Source organism: Rhizobium laguerreae, from assembly GCF_002008165.1.
GTDB lineage: Bacteria > Pseudomonadota > Alphaproteobacteria > Rhizobiales > Rhizobiaceae > Rhizobium > Rhizobium laguerreae.
Genome location: NZ_MRDM01000010.1, coordinates 296,614 through 314,661, shown reverse-complemented (window position 1 = coordinate 314,661; position 18,048 = coordinate 296,614). Strand labels below are relative to the sequence as shown.

The window sequence follows — 18,048 nt, the reverse complement described above, 5'->3', positions numbered from 1 at the left end:
AGTGATTCTCACGATTTCCAGGGGGAACTCTTGAACCAGCGTACGAGATAGGCGGTTCCTACGAGCACGCCGAAGCCAATCAGGTTTCCAACTGCCTCTGCAGAAGTGGTGCGACCGGCATGATCAAGCGCAATACCGATCGGCTGAGCAATCACGATACCGGTGATGAAGACGGCGAGCGATTGCTGGCCTACCACCGTCAGAACGCGCACGGCAGGGCCGCGCAGCCGGAAACCCTTCTTGCCGACGAGATGTACGGCGATGTAGCAGAGCGCCATGAAATGAACGAAGCGCAACAGGCCGAAGTCGGTCTTGTCGGTGAGGGGGAAAAGCGTGGTAGCGGCCATTTGGAAGGCTGGATGCGCATCGTGGAACCGTACCCAGGCAAACGGCACAGTCAGGATCACGACGGCAATCGCGAGCGCCATCAACCTGCGATCGAAGCCGGGCGCTGGAAGGCTGCCGCGCATCAGGAAGAAACCCGTGAAAAACAGCAACTGCCATCCGAAGGGGTTAAAGAACCACGGACGATCCGACCAGGGCTCGGCGGGCAGCCCCGTAAAGCCGAACTGCGTCGCCAGCCACAACGCTGTCATGAGCGCAAACGGCAGGAATCGCTGGATTTTCGACGCGAAGATCATCACCGGCATCAGCGCCAGGATGACGATGTACATCGGCAGGATATCGAAATAATTCGGCACGTAAGTCAGCGTCAGCAAACCGACGAGGAGGTTGCCGGGGTCCTCCATGAAAGGCACGAGGTTCAGGCTGTCGACATAGGTGACGCCGTCATAACGGGTTCCGGCAACAACCATGATGGCGGCGACGACAATGAAGACAACAATGTGGGCCCAGAAGATTTGCCAGATCCGCTGTGCAACGCGGGCGATGAGGGCAAGTGCGCCGCTGCGGTCGAAGGTCGAGCCGAAGGCGATGGCCGAGGCCATTCCCGATTGGAAGACGAACATTTCCGTGGCGTCGGAAAAACCAAAGCGCGCCGGAATCCACAGCGCCCATCCGTTGTTTGGGATATGGGCCAAAAGAATGATCAGCATGCCGACACCACGGAAAAAGTCGAGCCGCGGATCACGGGCGCGCTTGACCTTCTGAGGGGCTGAACCTGCCGCCTGGTTGGCCTCAGAAGGCACCGTCGTAGGCGCTTGCATCGAATTTGCAGGCGATGAGGGTGAAGCCTTCGCGCTCGCGGGCTGCCTCAAGCTCGTTACGGAAGTCATCACAATTCTCCACATTGAAACCATAACCGCCGAAACCTCGCGCGACAGCGGCAAAGTCAGTTTCGCCGAGCGTGACGCCGGCCGATTTCAGACCGGCGGATGCCTGCTTCAGAGCAATTAATGCCAGGCTGCGATCCTGAAAAAGCACGATGGTGATCGGCAGATTAAGATCGCGTAGCGTAGCTAGTTCGCCGATTCCCATCTCAAGACCGCCGTCGCCCATCACGGCGAAAACCGGACGTGATGGATCGGCGACCTTGGCACCGATCGCAAGCGGCAAGGCGGCGTTCATGGTGCAAAAGCCCGCCGATTGCAGCAATGACATGGCCCGTGGCGCAACCCATTTTTGCGACAGGAGAATGCGATGCGCTCCGCTGTCGACTGTGACGATTGCTTCCTGACCGGTGACGGCATTGAGCGCCTCGATAATTGCGTGCGGTCCCCAACTGCCATTGCTTGCGAATAAACGGGCAAGTTCGTTTTTCACGGCGGCGGGTTCGCCGTCCGTCCAGGTCTTGTCCCCCGCGTGAATATCGGCCAGCGCCAGTAGATAGGATCGAGGTGCAGCGTGGATTCTGGTTCCGGCATGATGCATGCCGTGGTCCGGGGCAGTATCGGAAATCTCCACAAGCTTGGCTGGATCTCCGACGAAATCCAGCCAGCCGAGCCGCATTTCAATTGGGTCGTAGCCAATCAACAGGACCAGATCCGAATCCCGGACCAGGTTCAGAAGAATTTGATCCGCCAGCGGTGACAATCCGGCCGCACCAAGCGACAGCGGGTGGTTCTCGGGAATGATGCCCTTGGCCTTATAGGTCGTGATAACCGGTGCGCCAATTTTTTGGATCAGGTGCTGGAGTGCCGGACCAGCGTGATCTCGCACGGCGTCAAGACCAGCGATAAAAAGCGGTCGTTGCGCCCGGCCGATCCTTTCAGACAGTGTGTGAACGGCCGGATCCGTCATTGTCACCGAGGGCTTCAGAAGCTTCGGAGGCGAAATGACATTCAAGGCTGGCGACACCGCGGCAGCAGTCGCCGGAGACAGGTCGAGATGGACGGGACCCATCGGCTCCGTCATGGCAAGCGCAAGGGCACGAGCGACCGCGGAAGCAGCGCTCTCGGGCTCGATTTCGAAAGAAGCTTTGACCAACGGGCGGAGCAACTGGGCATGGTCGATCACCTGATGGGTGTAACGCGCACGGGTCGGACGGTCGACAATGCCGGATATGACGATCAGAGGGACGCGCTCCTGGGCAGCGTCGGCGATGCCGTTGACCGCATTGGCAAGGCCCGGGCCCACGGTCGTCACGAGAAGTTCCGGGTTTTGCGTCATCGCGCTCGCGCCTGCCGCCATGATCGCCGCCGCGGTTTCATGGCGTGCTAGGTGAAAGACGATGCCTGAGGCCTCCAGGCCGTCTATCAGCGTGACCACTTCTCCGCCCGGCATGCCAAAGGCATGACGGACGCCATGGGCATGAAGCGTCCTGGCGACGATGTCGGCAACTCTCGGCGTTACGAAGCTCTCAGCGGTCACTATCAATCTCTCGAATCCGATGAAATGGGCTGTGCTCAGCGCTCACTGGTAACTGAAACCTTGCACGGGTAGAAAACCTGCCCGCGGAACCGGGCAGGCCTAGTCCCACAACAGGTCTAACGTTCCATGCGGCGGACGACAAACGCGACAACCATACCAAACAGCATGTGCCCGATCAGCGATGCCCAGGTGAGAGTAACAAAACCGAGAAACGCCGGTTGGCCGCCAAACAGGTGTGCCATGACGTAAAGGGCGAAGATCCAAAGACCGATGCCGAAGCCGATACCTGTCAATAGCAACGGCAGCTTGGGGACGATCAGCCGCTGCAACGGCCGGGCGATGAACAGGTAGCCGATCGGATAGAAAACGATACCCACGATCGCGTGGATGGCTTCGGCCAGCAACAAATTGTTGAACCCGAACACCGATTGAACGAGAGCGGCCGGCTCCAGCGGTCCGCCAACCCACAGGGGCGTGATCAGCCGCGCCCAGATTTCCCAGGTAATACTCGCGGCAAGTCCGGAAAGAATAATCGTCCGGCCGAGGCTCGGTTGCATTTCAGGGAAGATGCTTGTCTTTTGGATTTCCATCATAGACATCGTGTTTTCCTTCTTTGAGGTGAGATCAGGCAGGCAAACTCACGCCAACCGAATGTTCGATCGATTTGAACAATCGGTCGTCGGCCTTCAGCTTTTGGCGAATCTGGCCGATACGCGAGACACCGACATTATTGCCATCGCTCGCCATCGCCCTGGCCAGCGCGAGCACGAAGAAGTCGCGCTGTGCGTTGCTGCCGCCGATCTTCGGCAGGTTCGCCACCATGCGTTCGAGCATGTGGCGGTCCGCCGGAGCATGGAGACCTGTGAGAATGTGCGCCATCGGTACACCGATCTCGGCGGCGACGCGGCCTTGGTCATCCATACGAAGCGCTTTGGCTTCTATATGCGATACAAGCTCCACTGCTCCATCGCGGTCACCAACGGCAACCATGGCGGCAAGATTGTGCAGAGCTGCAAAAATCAAGGTCGTGTCCGCCTTTCGACGATGGGCTATCTCTGCCAGATCTGTCCAGCGATCACCGACGTGAACTCCCGATTGCTCCATCCGCCACAGAAGCGAGACGGCATTCGCCATGTCTCGGAAATCGTCGGTTTGCTGTGGGCGAACGTCGTCGTCGTAGATCTGCAGCACCCGATCATGATCGCCGCGTTCCAAGTGCAGCAGACCGAGATGCCAGGCCATATGAAAGGAGAAATTGTTGCAGCGCGACCAGGCCTTGCGGCTGGCCTCGAGCCAGTCAATACCTTCTGCCGTATTGCCACGCATCTCGAAGACATGCGAGACGGCGTGAAGGCCCCAGGAATCATCGGGCTGCAGAGCAACCGCAAGCTGCCCCGCGGCAAGCGCCTCGGCATACCGACCATGCTCTTCAAGCGAAAACGCGTGGCAACCAAGAACAAAGCCTCTCGCCGTTGTGCCGGTGTCAAGGCGAGCGACTGCACGCGTGCTTGCCCGCAGCATGCCGCGGGCATCTCCAAGCATGAAACGTAGCGCCTGCGAAATCTTAAAGGGCAAGAACGTCACCGACCGATCCTCGAAACCGTCATCGAGAATATCCGCCGCACGCGAAAACGAGCCTTCGACGGCGGCCTCCAATGCTTTCACAAGGGTGCGCTCGTCACCGGTTCCTCCGCCTCTCACCGCCAGCGCTGCCTTCGCATCGACGAATGCCTTGGCGGCAGGTTCGTCAAGCTCCGACCGCGCCAATATCAGATTTGCAAAGCCCTTCAGCGCATGGCCGGCAACGTGATGGGGGTCGGCTGCCAATGTCGACTGGATGGCCACGCCAGTACTTGGCCGATGCGCCGCCAGACCAAAAACGGCATTCTCGAATGCCCGTTGTGCCTCGTTGCTGTCAGTGCTGGTCATGAGACCATAAGCATCGCGCTTCATTCGTTTGCTCCATCAGGAGGACGAAATAGAACCCTGAAGATCCCATTACCCTTCGTCCGACAGAGACCTTTACGGTCGCGTCAGGTAGTTCGTTACAGCCGGTCCTGAATTTTTCGCAGCCGCGTCAATATTTCTGGGCTGCGCATAGCGGCGGGAGTTTTTTTTAAAACATAAGTAACAAAACGATGCGCTGCCGCGAATTACGAGAGAGCCTTTGCAGGCGGCCTCAACTCGAAAGGGCGGGACCATCATGAGTGAAGCAACCGGAACAAGCACCGTTGTCATGGTTACGGGCGCAGCAGGAAACCTTGGAAGCGCCGTCGTCAGAGAGCTTGCGGCGAACGGTACGCGGCTCGTCTGTGTCGAGCACAATTCGGAAGCCTTGGAAAAATTGGCAGATTGCCTGCCCGAGAGTAGCGAAACCCTGCTGATCGGTGGCATGGATCTCGCCGATTTGACGTCATGCCAGGAGGCGGTCGAAGAAACGCTGGCGCGATTTGGCCGGCTCGACGCGCTCGCCAATACCGTCGGCGGCTTCCAGACAGGACCGGTCGACGAGACGGGCGTACACCAGTGGGATCAGTTGTTTCACATGAACGCCAGAACCGCTTATGCAATTAGTGCGGCAGTCCTGAAACCGATGCAGCAGGCAGGCTACGGCCGCATCGTCCCTGTCGCGGCAGCGCCGGGACTAAAGGCCGGCGCCAATCAAGCCGCCTATGCAGCATCGAAAGGGGCGGTGATCCGGCTTACCGAAGCGATCGCCGCGGAAAACCGCGATAAGCGCATTACGGCCAACTGTATTTTGCCGGGCACGATCGACACGCCGCAAAACCGCTCGGCGATGCCGAATGCGAAGATGGACAACTGGGTTCAGCCAACGGATATCGCCAAGCTCATAGGTTTCCTCGTTTCGCCTGCAGCAGGCATCGTCACCGGCGCGGCCATACCGGCAACCGGCCGCATCTGAGGGTCCGATGGTTTCTGTGTCCGATCCCGTCTCCGCAGGATTGATGCTTTGGGCCGGCATCGGTCTTGCCGTCGCCGTCGCCTTTCTGCTGTTCGGATTCGACAAGGTCGATCCGGGAGCACGTGACGCTTATGCGGTCCGCCCGCTCCTTATCCCCGGGCTCGTTCTCCTCTGGCCGCTGGTCGTCTGGCGGTGGATCAGGCTTTCCAGGGGAGAACCGTAGTATGCAGCGTCGCCATCGTCGCGCTCACGCAGTGATATGGACAGGCATTGCTGTCGTTCTCCCGATCATGCTTGTCGTCATCTTCGCGAGCGTTCCGAAGCTGCCGGTCGATGCACCGGCTGTGCGCCTTGAAGCCATTGCAGCCCAGGGAGATGGCAACCCGTGAGCGTATCCTACAAGCCGGTCATCTGGAACAAGACCAAGATCATCTATGACGCGGTCATGCTGGCCGGGATCTTCATCTACATCCTCATTTTCCTGCGGCTAGGCCCAGTCATGTCCTCTGCGCTGCGGGATACCGACCTGCCGATCCAGCGGATGCGCGCCTTCGGGTCTCTGGCCCTGCTGATGCTGACCATCGTCCTCGCAATCGGGCCACTAGCGCGGATCGATGCCCGTTTCGTTCCGCTCCTCTACAATCGCCGCCATTTTGGCGTGATGACCGCGATCATCGCAGCCACGCACGCCTACTATGTGCTCGGATGGTATTTCTCCTTTAGTCCAACACCACAGCTCACGGCGCTCTTCACCAGCAATACCAGCTTCACGAGCATCGCCGGCTTTCCTTTCGAACTCTTCGGCGTCTTCGCGCTCGTCATTCTGGCGGTCCTTGCGGTAACGAGCCACGATTTCTGGCTTTCCTTCCTGACGCCGCCGGTGTGGAAGGCGATCCACATGAGCGTCTACTTCGCCTACGCTGCGGTCATCCTGCATGTGGCGCTCGGCGCTCTGATCGATCGCCGGGATCTTGCTTTGGCATTTTTGTCGCTCGGCGGATTGGCGACACTGTGCGTCCTGCACCTTGTCACAGGTCGGCGGGAGACATCGGCTGACGCGGCCGCGGCGCGAAAGGCCACCGAGGCGCCCTGGGTGATCGTCGGCGATGTCAGCGAGATTGCCGAAGGCAGGGCGATCATCGGGGTGGCACCGGGCGGCGAGCGCATCGCCGTCTTCCGTTCAAAGGGTGGTCTTTCAGCCGTATCCAATATCTGCTCGCACCAGAACGGCCCCATCGGCGAAGGCAAGGTCGTCATCGGCTTTATCACCTGCCCCTGGCATGGCTATCAGTATCGCCCCGAGGACGGTTGTTCGCCACCGCCGTTCCGGGAGCGGATCCGCAAATATCGCCTTCGCCTGGAGGGATCGAGCATTCTGGTTGATCCGGAACCTTTGCCTCTTGGTACAAAGCTGGAGCCGTTGGCCATCCCCGCGGAGTTGCTTCCCGCGGCTGCTGCGCCGAAGAATGGAGGAACAGTTTGATGCTGAGGCCCGTCGAACGCGGATTTTTTGTCGGTTACTTCAAGAAAGTCCCAGCCGATGTCAGGGTGCTGATGATCGGGTTCATCGTGTTCTTCATTGCCGCTATGGCGACGACTTCGGCGTTGCTGTCCCTGAATACCGAAAGTCCAGGCGCGGGCAGCTATGCCGACGAGCATTTGATCGGCACCATGGAGGTAAAGCCCTATCCGATTCTTCGTGTTCCCTCCGACGGCAAAAAGCCCGCGCGCGCTGTCATGCTGGCGGGCTCGGGCAAGTTCGGGGTGGACGACAGGGCGCTGACACTTGCGGGCAAAACCACACAGGCCGGTGGCATCTTCGTTAAGCGTGGAGACCTGGTCATGCTGCTGATCGGCGGCGAAGACGACCTGAAAGCAGCCGATCCGCAAATGCCGGCCCTGCCGGTCACGTCCGTGCCGGACAATCTCGGTCGGTGGCGTTTGACGGGCGAGATCTGTGATGGAAAATGCAGTGCTGGCGCCATGAAGCCGGGGACGGGCCTCGCGCACAAGGCCTGCGCCAATCTGTGTATTTCTGGAGGTGTTCCACCCGTCTTCGTTTCCACTGCACCCGTGGACGGCCACATCTTCTTTCTTCTCGCTTCCAAGGACGGAGGACCGATGCCGGCGGCCTTGCTCGACAAGACCGGTTTACCGGTGGTGCTTGAAGGTAATATCGAACGCCGCGACGATCTGCTGATTTTCAAGATCGACAGTTTCCGCGAGGTGGCGGGAGCATGACCCAGAATGGGAGAGGCTTCTGGCGCCATCTGTTCGGTCTATTGCTGGCGCTGATTGCTACCATCATGATCGTCCTCGCATGGCAGTATGGCCTGGACTATCTGAGCGGCACCCCGTTCGAAGAACTGCGCTACGTGATCTTCGGGGCTGCCGTTATCGTACTGCTCTCCGTCCTTAACAGCCTGACGCTGAGATTGATGAAGTAGAAAGCAGACAAAGGTTGAACCACACAGGGTTGAGTTTTAGACCGTATGTTCTAAAATAGATTGGCGATAGCCTTGGGCAGCCGCCCGTTCGATCCATGTTCTGGGAGACAGGACGTATGGCCAGACCTAGAGAATTTGATGAAGAAAAAATATTGCTGCTGGCTGTAGAGCGGTTTTGGGAACACGGCTACGAGGCAACGTCAATCCGCGATCTGGCCCAGGCAATCGGGCTGACCACCGCAAGCATCTACAATGCCTTTGGCGACAAGCACGCATTTTATCGCAAAGCGCTCGATTTCTATGTCGAACGGAGCTTCGGCGACCGTGTCGGCCGGTTTGAGACGAAGCCGCCGCGTGAGGCGATCGGCGCATTTTTCAACGAAATTATTGAGCGGTCGTTGAGCGATACAAAGCGGAAAGGCTGCATGCTGGTCAATTCCGCGCTCGAGGTAGCACCACATGATGATGAGTTTCAGCGGGTGGTTGCACAAGTCCTGGTGCAGGTTGAGGCTTTCTTCAAGCGCTGCGTCGAAAGAGGCCAGAAAGACGGATCGATCAATCGTTGCCAAAAAGCATCGGACATGGCCGGCACGCTCCTCGGCACACTGCTTGGTATTCGTGTGCTAGCGCGCACGCGTCCAGAAAGAGACCTTCTGGAAGGTCTTATCCGGCCCATTTTTGCACTGCTGGAACCCAATCACAGTCAGACAATCTTATCTCATGATCGATGACATGAACGTTCAAACGCTTGCACGTTTCGGCCCGATATCCCACACGCAAAAAAATGCGGCTGGTCTCTGTAACAATTGCACGAGAACCGCCGAAGAAGGATATGTCGGATGAAAGATCTGGCGCGTGAAAAGGAATGGGCATCCTGGCTGCGTTCCGCGATTGCGGGCGACAGCCATGCCTATCACAAATTTCTGACGGCCCTCACACCACATTTACGGGTGATGGCGCGGAAGCGTTGTGACCAGTTCGGTGCGCCGGCCAGCGAGGCTGAGGACGTGGTTCAGGAAGTGCTGCTTACTATCCATCTCAAGCGGGGGACATGGGATCCGTCACGGCCTTTGGGGCCATGGCTATCGGCAATCGTTCGCAACAAGGTGGTCGATAGCCTGCGGCGCCGTGGCAGTCAGTCAGTACCACTCGAGGACGTCGTTGCTACACTTAAAGCAGACGAACGCATCGCAGCCTCCGATCGCATCGATATCGAACAGATTTTGGGCAAGCTCAAGGATCCGCAACGAACGATCGTTCAATCGATATCGATTGAAGGGTCGAGTGTTCGGGAAACCGCCGATCGGCTGGAAATGACAGAGGTGGCGGTACGTGTTTCCCTGCATAGGGCATTGAAGGGGTTGGCTGCTCTCTATTCGGGGCGGGTGACATGAAAACTGATGAGTTGATCGAACTGCTCGTGCAGGATACCCCGGTTCGACTGAATCTTGATCATGCCCTGATGCATGCTGCCACTGCCGCTACATTGATCGCCGCCATTTTGTTCTTCGCGGTCATCGGCTTGCGTGCGGACTTCGGCACGGCCATCGAGACCGGCCGCTTCCTGTTCAAATTCGTGATCACGGGATCTCTCAGCTTGACCGGTGGGATGGTCATGTTCCGGATTGGAAGACCGGGGGTCCCGGTTCGGTTGACGGCATTGGGCTTAACGGTTCCAGCTCTGTTGATGAGTGCAGCGGCGATCTTTGAACTGTTGGTCATGCCGTCGGAGACATGGGTGACGCGCATGATCGGGCGCAATTCCAGCCTCTGCCTGACGATTATCCCTTTCTTATCGGTGGGTCCTCTTGCCTGTTTTCTCTACGCGCTTCGATCCGCTGCCCCCACCCGACCCGCGGTCGCCGGAGCTGTTGCCGGGCTCGTAGCGGCAGGGATTGCGGCGACATTCTACGCAGCCAATTGCGATGACGACAGCCCGCTCTTTGTAATGCTATGGTATCCGATTGCCATTTCGATAGTTGCCGGAACCGGTGCTTTGCTTGGCCACAGACTGTTGCGCTGGTAGGTCACGATGGTGAAACCGACATACTTCGTGGCTGGTGAGAGTGGCCAATGGCAGGTCGAGGCAACGCGCGCCATTATTGGCAAGGGTCTAGATGTTGCGCCTCGTCTTAGTGTCATGGACACCGATCAGGTCATATTACCCGATTCGGCGGCCTGGGTTCTGCGCGGAACGGCCGGCAGCGCGCGATACACGACCCGTGTCGAACTCGATCAGCTTGGAGAACGCCAACCACCGTTGGGCCGCGCAACGGCCTGCCTCGCGGTCTTAATCCCGATCCGCAAGTCGGAGCTTTGGTGGTCTCTTGCGCAGGACGAACGCCGGGCCATCATTCAGGAGAGGTCGGCGCATTTTCAGATTGGGATGGACTATTTGCCTGCTGTCGCTCGACGGCTCTATCACAGCCGTGATCTTGGCGAGCCTTTCGATTTTCTCACCTGGTTCGAATTCGCGGAGGAAAGTGCCCCTCAATTTGAGGCCATGCTCTTTCGATTGCGTGCGACTGAAGAATGGCGTTTTGTCGAACGCGAGGTCGAGATCCGCTTGCGGATATGGCAACATGGTTGATGATGCGAAGATAGCCAATCCTGGTAAGGTTGCCCAACAAAGCGGGACGGTCTCGTCAGGCCAGCCGCAAACGGAGTACTTTGAGTGAACACGGAAGACCTGATCAATCTGATATCAGAGGACACACGGCGGCCCGTCAACCTCTCGAAGGCGCTTGCTCTGGCGACAGCTGCTGGCGCATTGGTGGCGGGATTGGTGTTCTTTTCGGTCCTGGGTGTTCGACCTGATTTTGCTCAAGCAATCGTGACTGTGCGCTTCGCATTCAAGTTCATCGCCACCTTGGCGCTGTTTTTTGTGGCGGCATCGCTGATGGAGAGCCTTATCCGTCCAGGGGAGGGCACAACGGCTCGGCGCTGGTTGTTGCTGCTGGCACCAGCGCTGTTGATCGCCGCCGCTACCATCGAGTTGGTCGTCACCCCGGCCGGTCTTTGGGAAAGCAGACTGGTTGGTCACAATGCATTGCATTGCCTGACAGTCATCCCGGTCCTCTCGCTAGCGCCGACCGTGTTCCTCTTTCTGGTGATGCGCCATGGTGCGCCGGATCACCCCGGTCAGGCTGGGGCAATCGCGGCATTGGCTTCCGCCGGTATTGCCGCTACGCTTTACGCCTCCAATTGCCCCGACGACAGTCCGTTGTTCGTCGCAACCTGGTATCCAATCGCCATACTCATTGTGGCCGTTGCGGGCTATTTTGCAGGCCGACGCTTTCTAAGGTGGTAGTTGCGACGAAGCAGTTGCAATGCCAGGCCCTATCCGTCCGGCGAAAGTCGATGGCGTTCATTATGAACAATCGTCTGGAACGGGGCCGCTGATTGCAAGCCGACAGCTTTGGCTATTCCTGTTCGTAAAGTTGTTCGCGAGAAACCGTCGTCATCCTTTGACGGTACTTTGTTGGCGGGCTAGATTCGACCTTCGCCGCCTACGGCACGCCGCGAAATGGTCGATAGATATCGATAGTCCACAGAATTTTTAGTGCTGCAGCTGCGTCGAAAAATGCTGTAAAATCAAAATGTTAACTTTTGACGTTCCCGTCCACGGTGTGTGGAGCGCATGAATTAATTTTCGTCAATAAAAACAGATGCTTGGTGTAGAAAAAATAATAGAGTGGGAGTAGGGGAATAGCGCATCTTCACGGTCTGAAGGGACCGGAGCTGTTCAGCGGCGTCTACATGTCTCGCGATCGACTGGCCGCGTGGCATGCGGGCGCGCCGATCCCATCCGGTGGATCGTCATAAGAAGGCTCACCGCGTACGCTCCGCTTCTCGCGGGGCTGTCCATATCGCGCGACTGACGCTCGGTAGGTCGCCGGCGACGCTTACCGTCATCCGGCCGGAAGCCGAGCTGCGATTGCTTGAAGCGACGTTGTTCAATCCGCGAATGTTGCGCCGTTTGCGCTTTAGCGACCGACACCTGCAAAGGGCGGAGCCGGTTCGCAATACTCAATCAGCAATTCGGTGAGGACCCGTATCTTCCGTGCGGGATGCTGACCTGGCGGGCGGATGACATATGCACCTGCCGGGGGTGGTGGATAATGCGTCATGACCGGCACAAGCGCGCCGGAGGCTATAAATTCATGGGTAAGGCAATCGGGCAGGTAAGCGATCCCTAATCCTGCTGCCGCAGCGGCGACTAGAGCGGTGCCGTTGTCGGCTTTAAAGCGCCCCTGCGGACGAACCGTGATGATCTTGTCGCCATCCATGAGTTGCCAGGCTTCGGTGCCCTGCATGAGGGCCTCGTGAGCGACGAGTTCCTCCGGCGTCTCGGGCGACCCATGCGCCTTGATGTAGTCCGGGCTCGCGACGAACTTCCCATAGATCGGTCCGACGCGTCTTGCGATCAAGTTGGAGTCCTGAAGATAGCCAACCCGGATCGCACAATCATAACCCTCTGTGATGAGATCGACGAAGCGATCACTGTAGCAGGTGTGGATGTGGAGCTGGGGGTGGCGGCGCGCCATTTCCGCGAGGATGGGAGCGAAGTGAGTCTGGCCGAAGGAAAGCGGCACGGCAACTCGCAAGCGGCCGCGAAGGTCACCGGCGGGTAGGATCGTTTCCTTGGCCACGTCGATCTCGGCGCAGACTCTCGCTGCATAATCTCGGAACGTGGCCCCTGCTTCCGTGAGAGCGGCGCCTCGAGTGGTCCGTGCAAGAAGCTGGACACCAAGTTCCGCTTCAAGCCGGAAGAGCCGCCGACTGACGATTGACTTGGAGACGCCGAGCCGGAGCGCAGCCGACGAAACGCCCCCGGCATCAGCCACTTCCACGAAGGTCTGCAGTTCTTCGATGTCCATTAGCGTTCCCCTTTTCGCGACACAGATTGCCATGAAAGGGTGCTACCGCATCTTGAGTAGGAACGGCAATACTGCTTCCAGGCAACGTCGCCCCTGGCGCATGTCTCCCGCAAAACCAATGCCGCTCATGGGCGGCAGCAAAGGAAGTAATAATGACCTTTCGTAATGGCCTTGCTTCGCTTCTTCGTCCCGAAGATTCGGTACTCGTTCTGATCGACCACCAGCCCTACCAGCTCGCGAACCTGAACAGCCACGATCCGCATGCAGTGGTCAACAACTCGACGGCCTTGGCAAAGGCCGCGAGGGCTTTCGGTGTTCCCACCATCCTGACGAGCGTGATCGCCGATCGGGGTGGTCTGATCTTCCCGCAAATCACCGACGTATTTCCCGGCCAGGAGGTCATCGACCGGACGTTCATCAATACCTGGGAAGACAGGAAGGTCGTGGACGCGGTCAAGGCGACCGGCCGCAAGCAGCTGATCATCGCCGGCCTGTGGACCGAGATATGCGTCGCGATGCCGGTGATCCAGGCGCTCGGCGAAGGCTGGGATGTCACCGTTATCACCGACGCGTCGGGCGGCACGTCGGTCGAGGCCCACGAGGTCGCCATCCAGCGCATGATCGCGGCTGGCGCGAACATGATGACCTGGCTGGCGCTGGCGTCCGAATGGCAGCGCGACTGGGCCCGGACCGAGCACGCCGGTGAGCTGACGGAGGTTCTCAAGCAGCACGCCGCCGGTAGCGGTATCGCGTACCTGTGGGAGCAGCAGCTGCTCAACACGCCTGTGCCTAGAGCATGATGCCGAAAAGTGTCAGCGGTTTTCGGGCGACATCATGCTCTAACTTTTAGAACAGGATGATCTGCACCCGGATCAGGCGCCCGTCCGCTATCGCAGGCATCACCTTTGCGACAGGCGCCCCTATGAATTCGTAGGCTGCGCGCCGTCACCTCCGTCGACGGCACGACGGCGCCGCCAAACGGGCTGTTTCCGTCGCTTTGACCCAAACCAAGACCAGACTTTCGCGGCGATTTCCATCTGGCGAGTCCCGAGATCAAGCCGGAACGTAGGTCAACCTGATCACATCCTCGCCAATCCGGTCATGAGCCATCAGGCGGAGCGGCGGCCGGGGTCCGGCGAAATATGGCTTGCCGTGACCGAGCACGACGGGGTGCAGGTAGATGCGATACTCATCGATCAGGCCAAGTTCGGTGAGGCTTTGCGCCAAATTGGGGCCGGCAACTTCGATCTCCCCGTCACGTTCCGCCTTAAGCTCGCGGATCGCGGCCTCAAGGTCTTCCCCAACAAGCCTGGCTTTGGGACCGACCGACTTCAACGAGCGCGAGACGACCCATTTCGGCTGGTTCCGCCACGCCGCCGCGAAAGCCCGTCGCTCTGCATCCCATTCAGGATGTTCGTCGTCCCAGTAACGCATGACCTCATACATCTGGCGACCGTACACACTGCCCGCCTGCCGCTCTGCCTCCTCGATGAAGTGGCGGAAGAGCGTCGGGCTTGGTCCAAACGCCATATGATCGACGTAGCCGTCCAGGGACTGATTCATTCCGAATACGAGCTTAGCCATCCTCACTTCCTTTCCTTAAACGGCATATCCGCAGATCTGATTGCAGAATGCAATCGGTTGCGATTTAACTCAACTGGTTTTAAATCGCAATTTGTTTTTGGAGCAGCCTGAACGCCCACGCTCAGGCTGCCGACTAATCTTGCCTGTCAAGGCTGCCTGGGTGGACAATGGCCTGTCCGCTTCCAGCGATCCGAAATGGACAAGCCATCGTCAGAGGGCGCTATTTCAACGGCAGAAACAACTCCGCCACCGCCTCATGCTCCGGCACTTCGGGGAAGAAGCTCAGCCGCTGGCAATAGATCGGGAAGTCGCGTGCTTCCTCGCCGCTGGCCGGAAGCCAGTCGCGATAAAGGTAGAGCGCGGCGGGCTCCAGATTGTCGGTGTTGCCGACGACGCGCAGCACCGCGCAGCGTCCGCCAGGGATCTCGCCGGCTTTGATCTCTTCGCCGTTCGCCTGGATCGGTTGGTCGGTCCCGACACAAAGGTCGACGCTATAATCGGCAGGCGACTGAGGACGCCGCTCGGAACGCCAGACGTTAAAAGTCGGACTTGTCCTGGGGTGCAGGCCAGCGGCCTTGCGCCAGGCGATGAACCGCTGGATGGTGGCACCGAGCGTCGCCGGGTCGCCCCGATGCTCCATGATCGCCACCGGCGTGGTAGGCACATTGCGAATTATCACGTCGTCAGTGGTAAAAGTCTTCTGCATGAGCTTGCTCCTTGCATTGTCGAGAGGCCCGAAGGCGGCAAGACACGGCTCCCAGTCAGGAGACGTCCGAAACGACGAAGGCGATTGACCGAACCGTTGCCGAAAGGCGCGGGCGAAGGCATCCGGCGCATCGTAGCCGGCATCCATCGCTATATCGGTGACGCGTTCTTCGTCCCTGTAAGCCAGCCGGTATGAAGCGCGCTTCATGCGGGCAAGCTGGATATAGCGATGCACGGACAATCCGAAGGTCGCCGTGAACTGCCGGTGGAAATGAAACTTCGAGAAGGCTGCGACACTGCTCAAAACATCGAGATCGAGATCGTCATCGAGGTGCCGGTCGATATAATCCAGCACTCGCTGCATCCGCTGATGATAGTTCCGAAGCGCTGCGGTCATTCGTCTTGGTCTCCGTGGCAGCTCAAACTAGATCCCTCAGGCAACGCAGCGCTCGACCGATCTTGCGGTTTGGCATGCATCAGCAGGCGTGCCGCCCGATCGGCGCATCTTGCGATCCTCGGCCGACGCTGTTATTCGCATTTCCGTCTTAGAGGAGAATGCCTTTGTTTGCCGTCGCAACGATCCATAACTCACCGGCTGCGGCGGTAGGGATAAAGGCGCTCGGCATCGTGACCGAGCGCTGATCCTCGCTCTATCGCTCGGCCTTTAGCGCGCCAGTGCTGGCGCATGTCTAATGTCGAGAAGACTATGATTATCGAACTAACGTCTCATGATTTTGAAGCGCTGCTGAAAGGCATCGCGCCACGTCATCTGCGCCTTGTCCAAGACAGCGCCATTGCGCCTCCTGAAGTGCTGGCGATGTTGAACCGCCTCGCGGCTGACATCGGCGCGGAATTTTCGCCGTCGGCCTGGATGATCGTGGAGGATGACGAGATCGTCGGCCTTTGCTCTGTCCTCAAGGTTCCTCAGGATGGAAGGATGCATATCGGCTATGGGGTTGCGCCCACCCGCCAAAGCCGCGGATGCACCACGCGAGCCATAGGGCAGTTGCTCGCGTGGGCGCGGAACGACTCTCGCGTCGCCCTGGTCTCTGCGGAGACCGGAGTCGACAACATCGCGTCCCAGCGCGTTCTTAAGCGCAATGGCTTTATCCGGATCGGCGAGCGTATCGATGCCGAAGACGGTCCGTTGATCTGCTGGGAAGCAATGACCGTTTAGGTTGCAGGCGAGGGAGCCCAAACAGGAAACGGCCGGCGAGGTTCAGTCACCTCGGCCGGCCGTTGTCATGAAGGAAATGACGACTGCGGATCTGAAGCCGGCTTCAGCGGCCGTAGGTGAACTCGACGGAGGCCTTGGCAAGCGTATTGGCCCTTACATAGAAGCCAACCATGGCGGCCGGGGCGGTCTCGGGAAGCGGGAACTTGTCCACCGAGAGCGCGTAGACCGTGAACTGGTAGTGGTGCGGCTGATCACCCGCCGGCGGGCATGCGCCGCCATATCCAGACATGCCAAAATCCGTGCGACCTTCGACAGCGCCTGCGGGAAGCTTTTTGTCACCGCTTGCGCCAGTGGCAACTTTCGAGGCATCCGCCGGAATGTTGAACACCGACCAGTGCCACCAGCCCGAGCCTGTGGGAGCATCCGGATCGTAAGCCATGATGGCGAAGCTCTTGGTCGCCTCCGGAGCACCCGACCAGGTCAGTTCCGGCGAGATGTTCTCGCCGGCGCAGCCGAAGCTGTTGAAGACCTGCGCGTCGGCCATGGACTTGCCGGCGGCCAGATCCTTCGAGGTGAACTTCATTTCGGCCTGTGCGGCCGTCGCGCCGAAGACGGACGCGGCGAAAAGTACTGCTGTGATGAAACGCATGCTGTTTTCCTGCGGTTGATAATGCCGGAAAACTATCGTCACTGCGCAAGCGCATCTGCCCCACTACGCTCAACTTCTGCCCCGATCCGCTCAAAACGCTCGGAGCCGCCCCGCACATGGCGCGGATTGACGCCAAACCGGTCCTTGAACCGCGCCGCGAATTGAGAAGGGGAGTCGTAACCGACTTCAAGCGCAACCTGTGCCATCGGCAAGGTTGTGGTTTGAATGAGCCCCAAGGCGCGGTTCATCCTTGTATCGCTCAGGATCTCACTAAAGCCGGTATTCTCGGCGCCGAGCTTACGCCTCAGCGTCGCTTCGCTCATGTTGAACGAGCGCGCCGCGTGCCCCAGCGTCCAATCAAAGGCCGTATCACTTTCGATCATCTGCCGCAGCCGGTCCTCGAACCGAGGGCTTTGGCATTGGCCCAGCACCGCTCCGCAGAGCGCAAACCAGGTGATCAGCTCCATCAAACGAGCCTTGGCAATGGCGCCGGGAAGCCTCGTCAGATTGCCGGGCTGACAGCAATAGTCAAACAGCACCGCGGCTTCCTCCGGCAGCTTCGAGGTGCCTGCGGGGACAGGCCTTGATGGAACGGCGATCGATCCCATCCTGATATAGGCCTCCTCGAAGAGCTGTCGCGGAACAGGAAGCGCCAGGGTTTGATACTTCTGCGGCGCCTTGGGAATTCTCCATCGTCAGCGGTCGATAGTCGGGCAGCAAGCCATAGGCGCCGGCTTCGAGGCGCAAAGCCTTGTCATCGGCCATGACGATCTTCGTTCCCGATTGCACCTGTATCAACAGGGGGCTCGTATTGACCAGGCGATAGAAACAGGCTCGCCCGCCCTGACGGATTAAGGCCCTGGCCGGAACGGGAAAGACGTCGTCGAGCATATGTTCTCCGGCAAAAGGATGGA

General features: G+C 59.0%; 20 protein-coding genes and 2 pseudogenes. 13 read left to right on the top strand and 9 right to left on the bottom strand.

Annotated elements, in window-relative coordinates:
- Positions 1–8: 8 nt before the first annotated feature.
- The 4 genes from BS630_RS10000 to BS630_RS09985 form a co-directional block, all read right to left on the bottom strand.
- Positions 9–1,166 (bottom strand): OpgC family protein, encoded by a 1,158-nt coding sequence (locus tag BS630_RS10000; RefSeq protein ID WP_077977298.1) that lies wholly within the window; start codon positions 1,164–1,166, stop codon positions 9–11.
- Positions 1,138–2,769, bottom strand: a complete 1,632-nt coding sequence (locus BS630_RS09995) for a thiamine pyrophosphate-binding protein (protein ID WP_077977297.1) — start codon at positions 2,767–2,769, stop codon at positions 1,138–1,140. Before BS630_RS09995 ends, BS630_RS10000 begins: the two co-directional genes overlap by 29 nt.
- Before the next feature lie 116 nt (positions 2,770–2,885).
- A complete protein-coding gene (locus BS630_RS09990; RefSeq protein WP_077977296.1) occupies positions 2,886–3,368 on the bottom strand; it encodes a hypothetical protein in 483 nt (160 codons plus the stop codon).
- 25 nt (positions 3,369–3,393) lie between these two features.
- Complete coding sequence (locus tag BS630_RS09985; protein WP_077977295.1) at positions 3,394–4,722, bottom strand: tetratricopeptide repeat protein; 1,329 nt, start codon at positions 4,720–4,722, stop codon at positions 3,394–3,396.
- A gap of 250 nt (positions 4,723–4,972) precedes the next feature.
- Between BS630_RS09985 and BS630_RS09980 the strand changes: the two genes are divergently transcribed.
- The 11 genes and pseudogenes from BS630_RS09980 to BS630_RS37920 form a co-directional block, all read left to right on the top strand.
- Positions 4,973–5,692, top strand: a complete 720-nt coding sequence (locus BS630_RS09980) for an SDR family NAD(P)-dependent oxidoreductase (protein WP_167383829.1) — start codon at positions 4,973–4,975, stop codon at positions 5,690–5,692.
- 7 nt (positions 5,693–5,699) lie between these two features.
- The gene (locus BS630_RS09975; protein ID WP_077977294.1) at positions 5,700–5,915 is read left to right on the top strand and encodes a hypothetical protein; all 216 of its coding nucleotides are present in this window, start codon (positions 5,700–5,702) and stop codon (positions 5,913–5,915) included.
- 162 nt (positions 5,916–6,077) lie between these two features.
- Positions 6,078–7,175, top strand: a complete 1,098-nt coding sequence (locus BS630_RS09970) for a Rieske 2Fe-2S domain-containing protein (protein ID WP_077977293.1) — start codon at positions 6,078–6,080, stop codon at positions 7,173–7,175.
- Positions 7,175–7,933, top strand: coding sequence for a hypothetical protein (locus BS630_RS09965; RefSeq protein ID WP_077977292.1), 759 nt, complete (start codon positions 7,175–7,177; stop codon positions 7,931–7,933). Before BS630_RS09970 ends, BS630_RS09965 begins: the two co-directional genes overlap by 1 nt.
- Positions 7,930–8,139 carry a hypothetical protein gene (locus BS630_RS09960; RefSeq protein ID WP_077977291.1) on the top strand — a complete coding sequence of 70 codons (210 nt, stop codon included), beginning with the start codon at positions 7,930–7,932 and terminating at the stop codon, positions 8,137–8,139. The genes BS630_RS09965 and BS630_RS09960 overlap by 4 nt, the downstream gene beginning before the upstream one ends.
- Before the next feature lie 116 nt (positions 8,140–8,255).
- A complete protein-coding gene (locus BS630_RS09955) occupies positions 8,256–8,870 on the top strand; it encodes a TetR/AcrR family transcriptional regulator (RefSeq protein ID WP_077977290.1) in 615 nt (204 codons plus the stop codon).
- Between the two features lie 108 nt (positions 8,871–8,978).
- Positions 8,979–9,533, top strand: a complete 555-nt coding sequence (locus BS630_RS09950; protein WP_025398402.1) for a sigma-70 family RNA polymerase sigma factor — start codon at positions 8,979–8,981, stop codon at positions 9,531–9,533.
- Positions 9,530–10,165 carry an NrsF family protein gene (locus BS630_RS09945; protein ID WP_077977289.1) on the top strand — a complete coding sequence of 212 codons (636 nt, stop codon included), beginning with the start codon at positions 9,530–9,532 and terminating at the stop codon, positions 10,163–10,165. Before BS630_RS09950 ends, BS630_RS09945 begins: the two co-directional genes overlap by 4 nt.
- Positions 10,166–10,171: 6 nt before the next feature.
- The gene (locus tag BS630_RS09940) at positions 10,172–10,729 is read left to right on the top strand and encodes a chlorite dismutase family protein (RefSeq protein ID WP_244735303.1); all 558 of its coding nucleotides are present in this window, start codon (positions 10,172–10,174) and stop codon (positions 10,727–10,729) included.
- 84 nt (positions 10,730–10,813) lie between these two features.
- Positions 10,814–11,449 (top strand): NrsF family protein, encoded by a 636-nt coding sequence (locus tag BS630_RS09935; RefSeq protein ID WP_077977287.1) that lies wholly within the window; start codon positions 10,814–10,816, stop codon positions 11,447–11,449.
- Between the two features lie 404 nt (positions 11,450–11,853).
- A pseudogene (locus BS630_RS37920) lies at positions 11,854–11,963 on the top strand (LysR family transcriptional regulator); the annotation flags it as partial.
- Positions 11,964–12,125: 162 nt separating this feature from the next.
- On the opposite strand, the gene BS630_RS09930 reads toward BS630_RS37920, so the two are convergent.
- Complete coding sequence (locus BS630_RS09930; protein WP_077977286.1) at positions 12,126–13,019, bottom strand: LysR family transcriptional regulator; 894 nt, start codon at positions 13,017–13,019, stop codon at positions 12,126–12,128.
- Positions 13,020–13,171: 152 nt separating this feature from the next.
- Between BS630_RS09930 and BS630_RS09925 the strand changes: the two genes are divergently transcribed.
- Positions 13,172–13,819: a hydrolase gene (locus BS630_RS09925; protein ID WP_077977285.1), complete on the top strand. Its 648-nt coding sequence runs from the start codon at positions 13,172–13,174 to the stop codon at positions 13,817–13,819.
- Between the two features lie 253 nt (positions 13,820–14,072).
- Here BS630_RS09925 and BS630_RS09920 read toward each other — a convergent pair whose 3' ends face one another.
- Both BS630_RS09920 and BS630_RS09915 read right to left on the bottom strand, forming a co-directional pair.
- Entirely contained in the window at positions 14,073–14,603 is a 531-nt protein-coding gene (locus BS630_RS09920) for a dihydrofolate reductase family protein (protein WP_077977284.1), read from the bottom strand.
- Positions 14,604–14,823: 220 nt separating this feature from the next.
- Positions 14,824–15,705, bottom strand: coding sequence for an AraC family transcriptional regulator (locus BS630_RS09915; RefSeq protein WP_077977283.1), 882 nt, complete (start codon positions 15,703–15,705; stop codon positions 14,824–14,826).
- A gap of 288 nt (positions 15,706–15,993) precedes the next feature.
- Between BS630_RS09915 and BS630_RS09910 the strand changes: the two genes are divergently transcribed.
- Positions 15,994–16,485, top strand: coding sequence for a GNAT family N-acetyltransferase (locus BS630_RS09910; RefSeq protein WP_077977282.1), 492 nt, complete (start codon positions 15,994–15,996; stop codon positions 16,483–16,485).
- A 103-nt stretch (positions 16,486–16,588) separates the two neighbouring features.
- Here BS630_RS09910 and BS630_RS09905 read toward each other — a convergent pair whose 3' ends face one another.
- Positions 16,589–17,134 (bottom strand): YbhB/YbcL family Raf kinase inhibitor-like protein, encoded by a 546-nt coding sequence (locus BS630_RS09905; RefSeq protein WP_077977281.1) that lies wholly within the window; start codon positions 17,132–17,134, stop codon positions 16,589–16,591.
- Positions 17,135–17,172: 38 nt separating this feature from the next.
- A pseudogene (locus tag BS630_RS09900) lies at positions 17,173–18,025 on the bottom strand (helix-turn-helix transcriptional regulator).
- Positions 18,026–18,048: the final 23 nt, after the last annotated feature.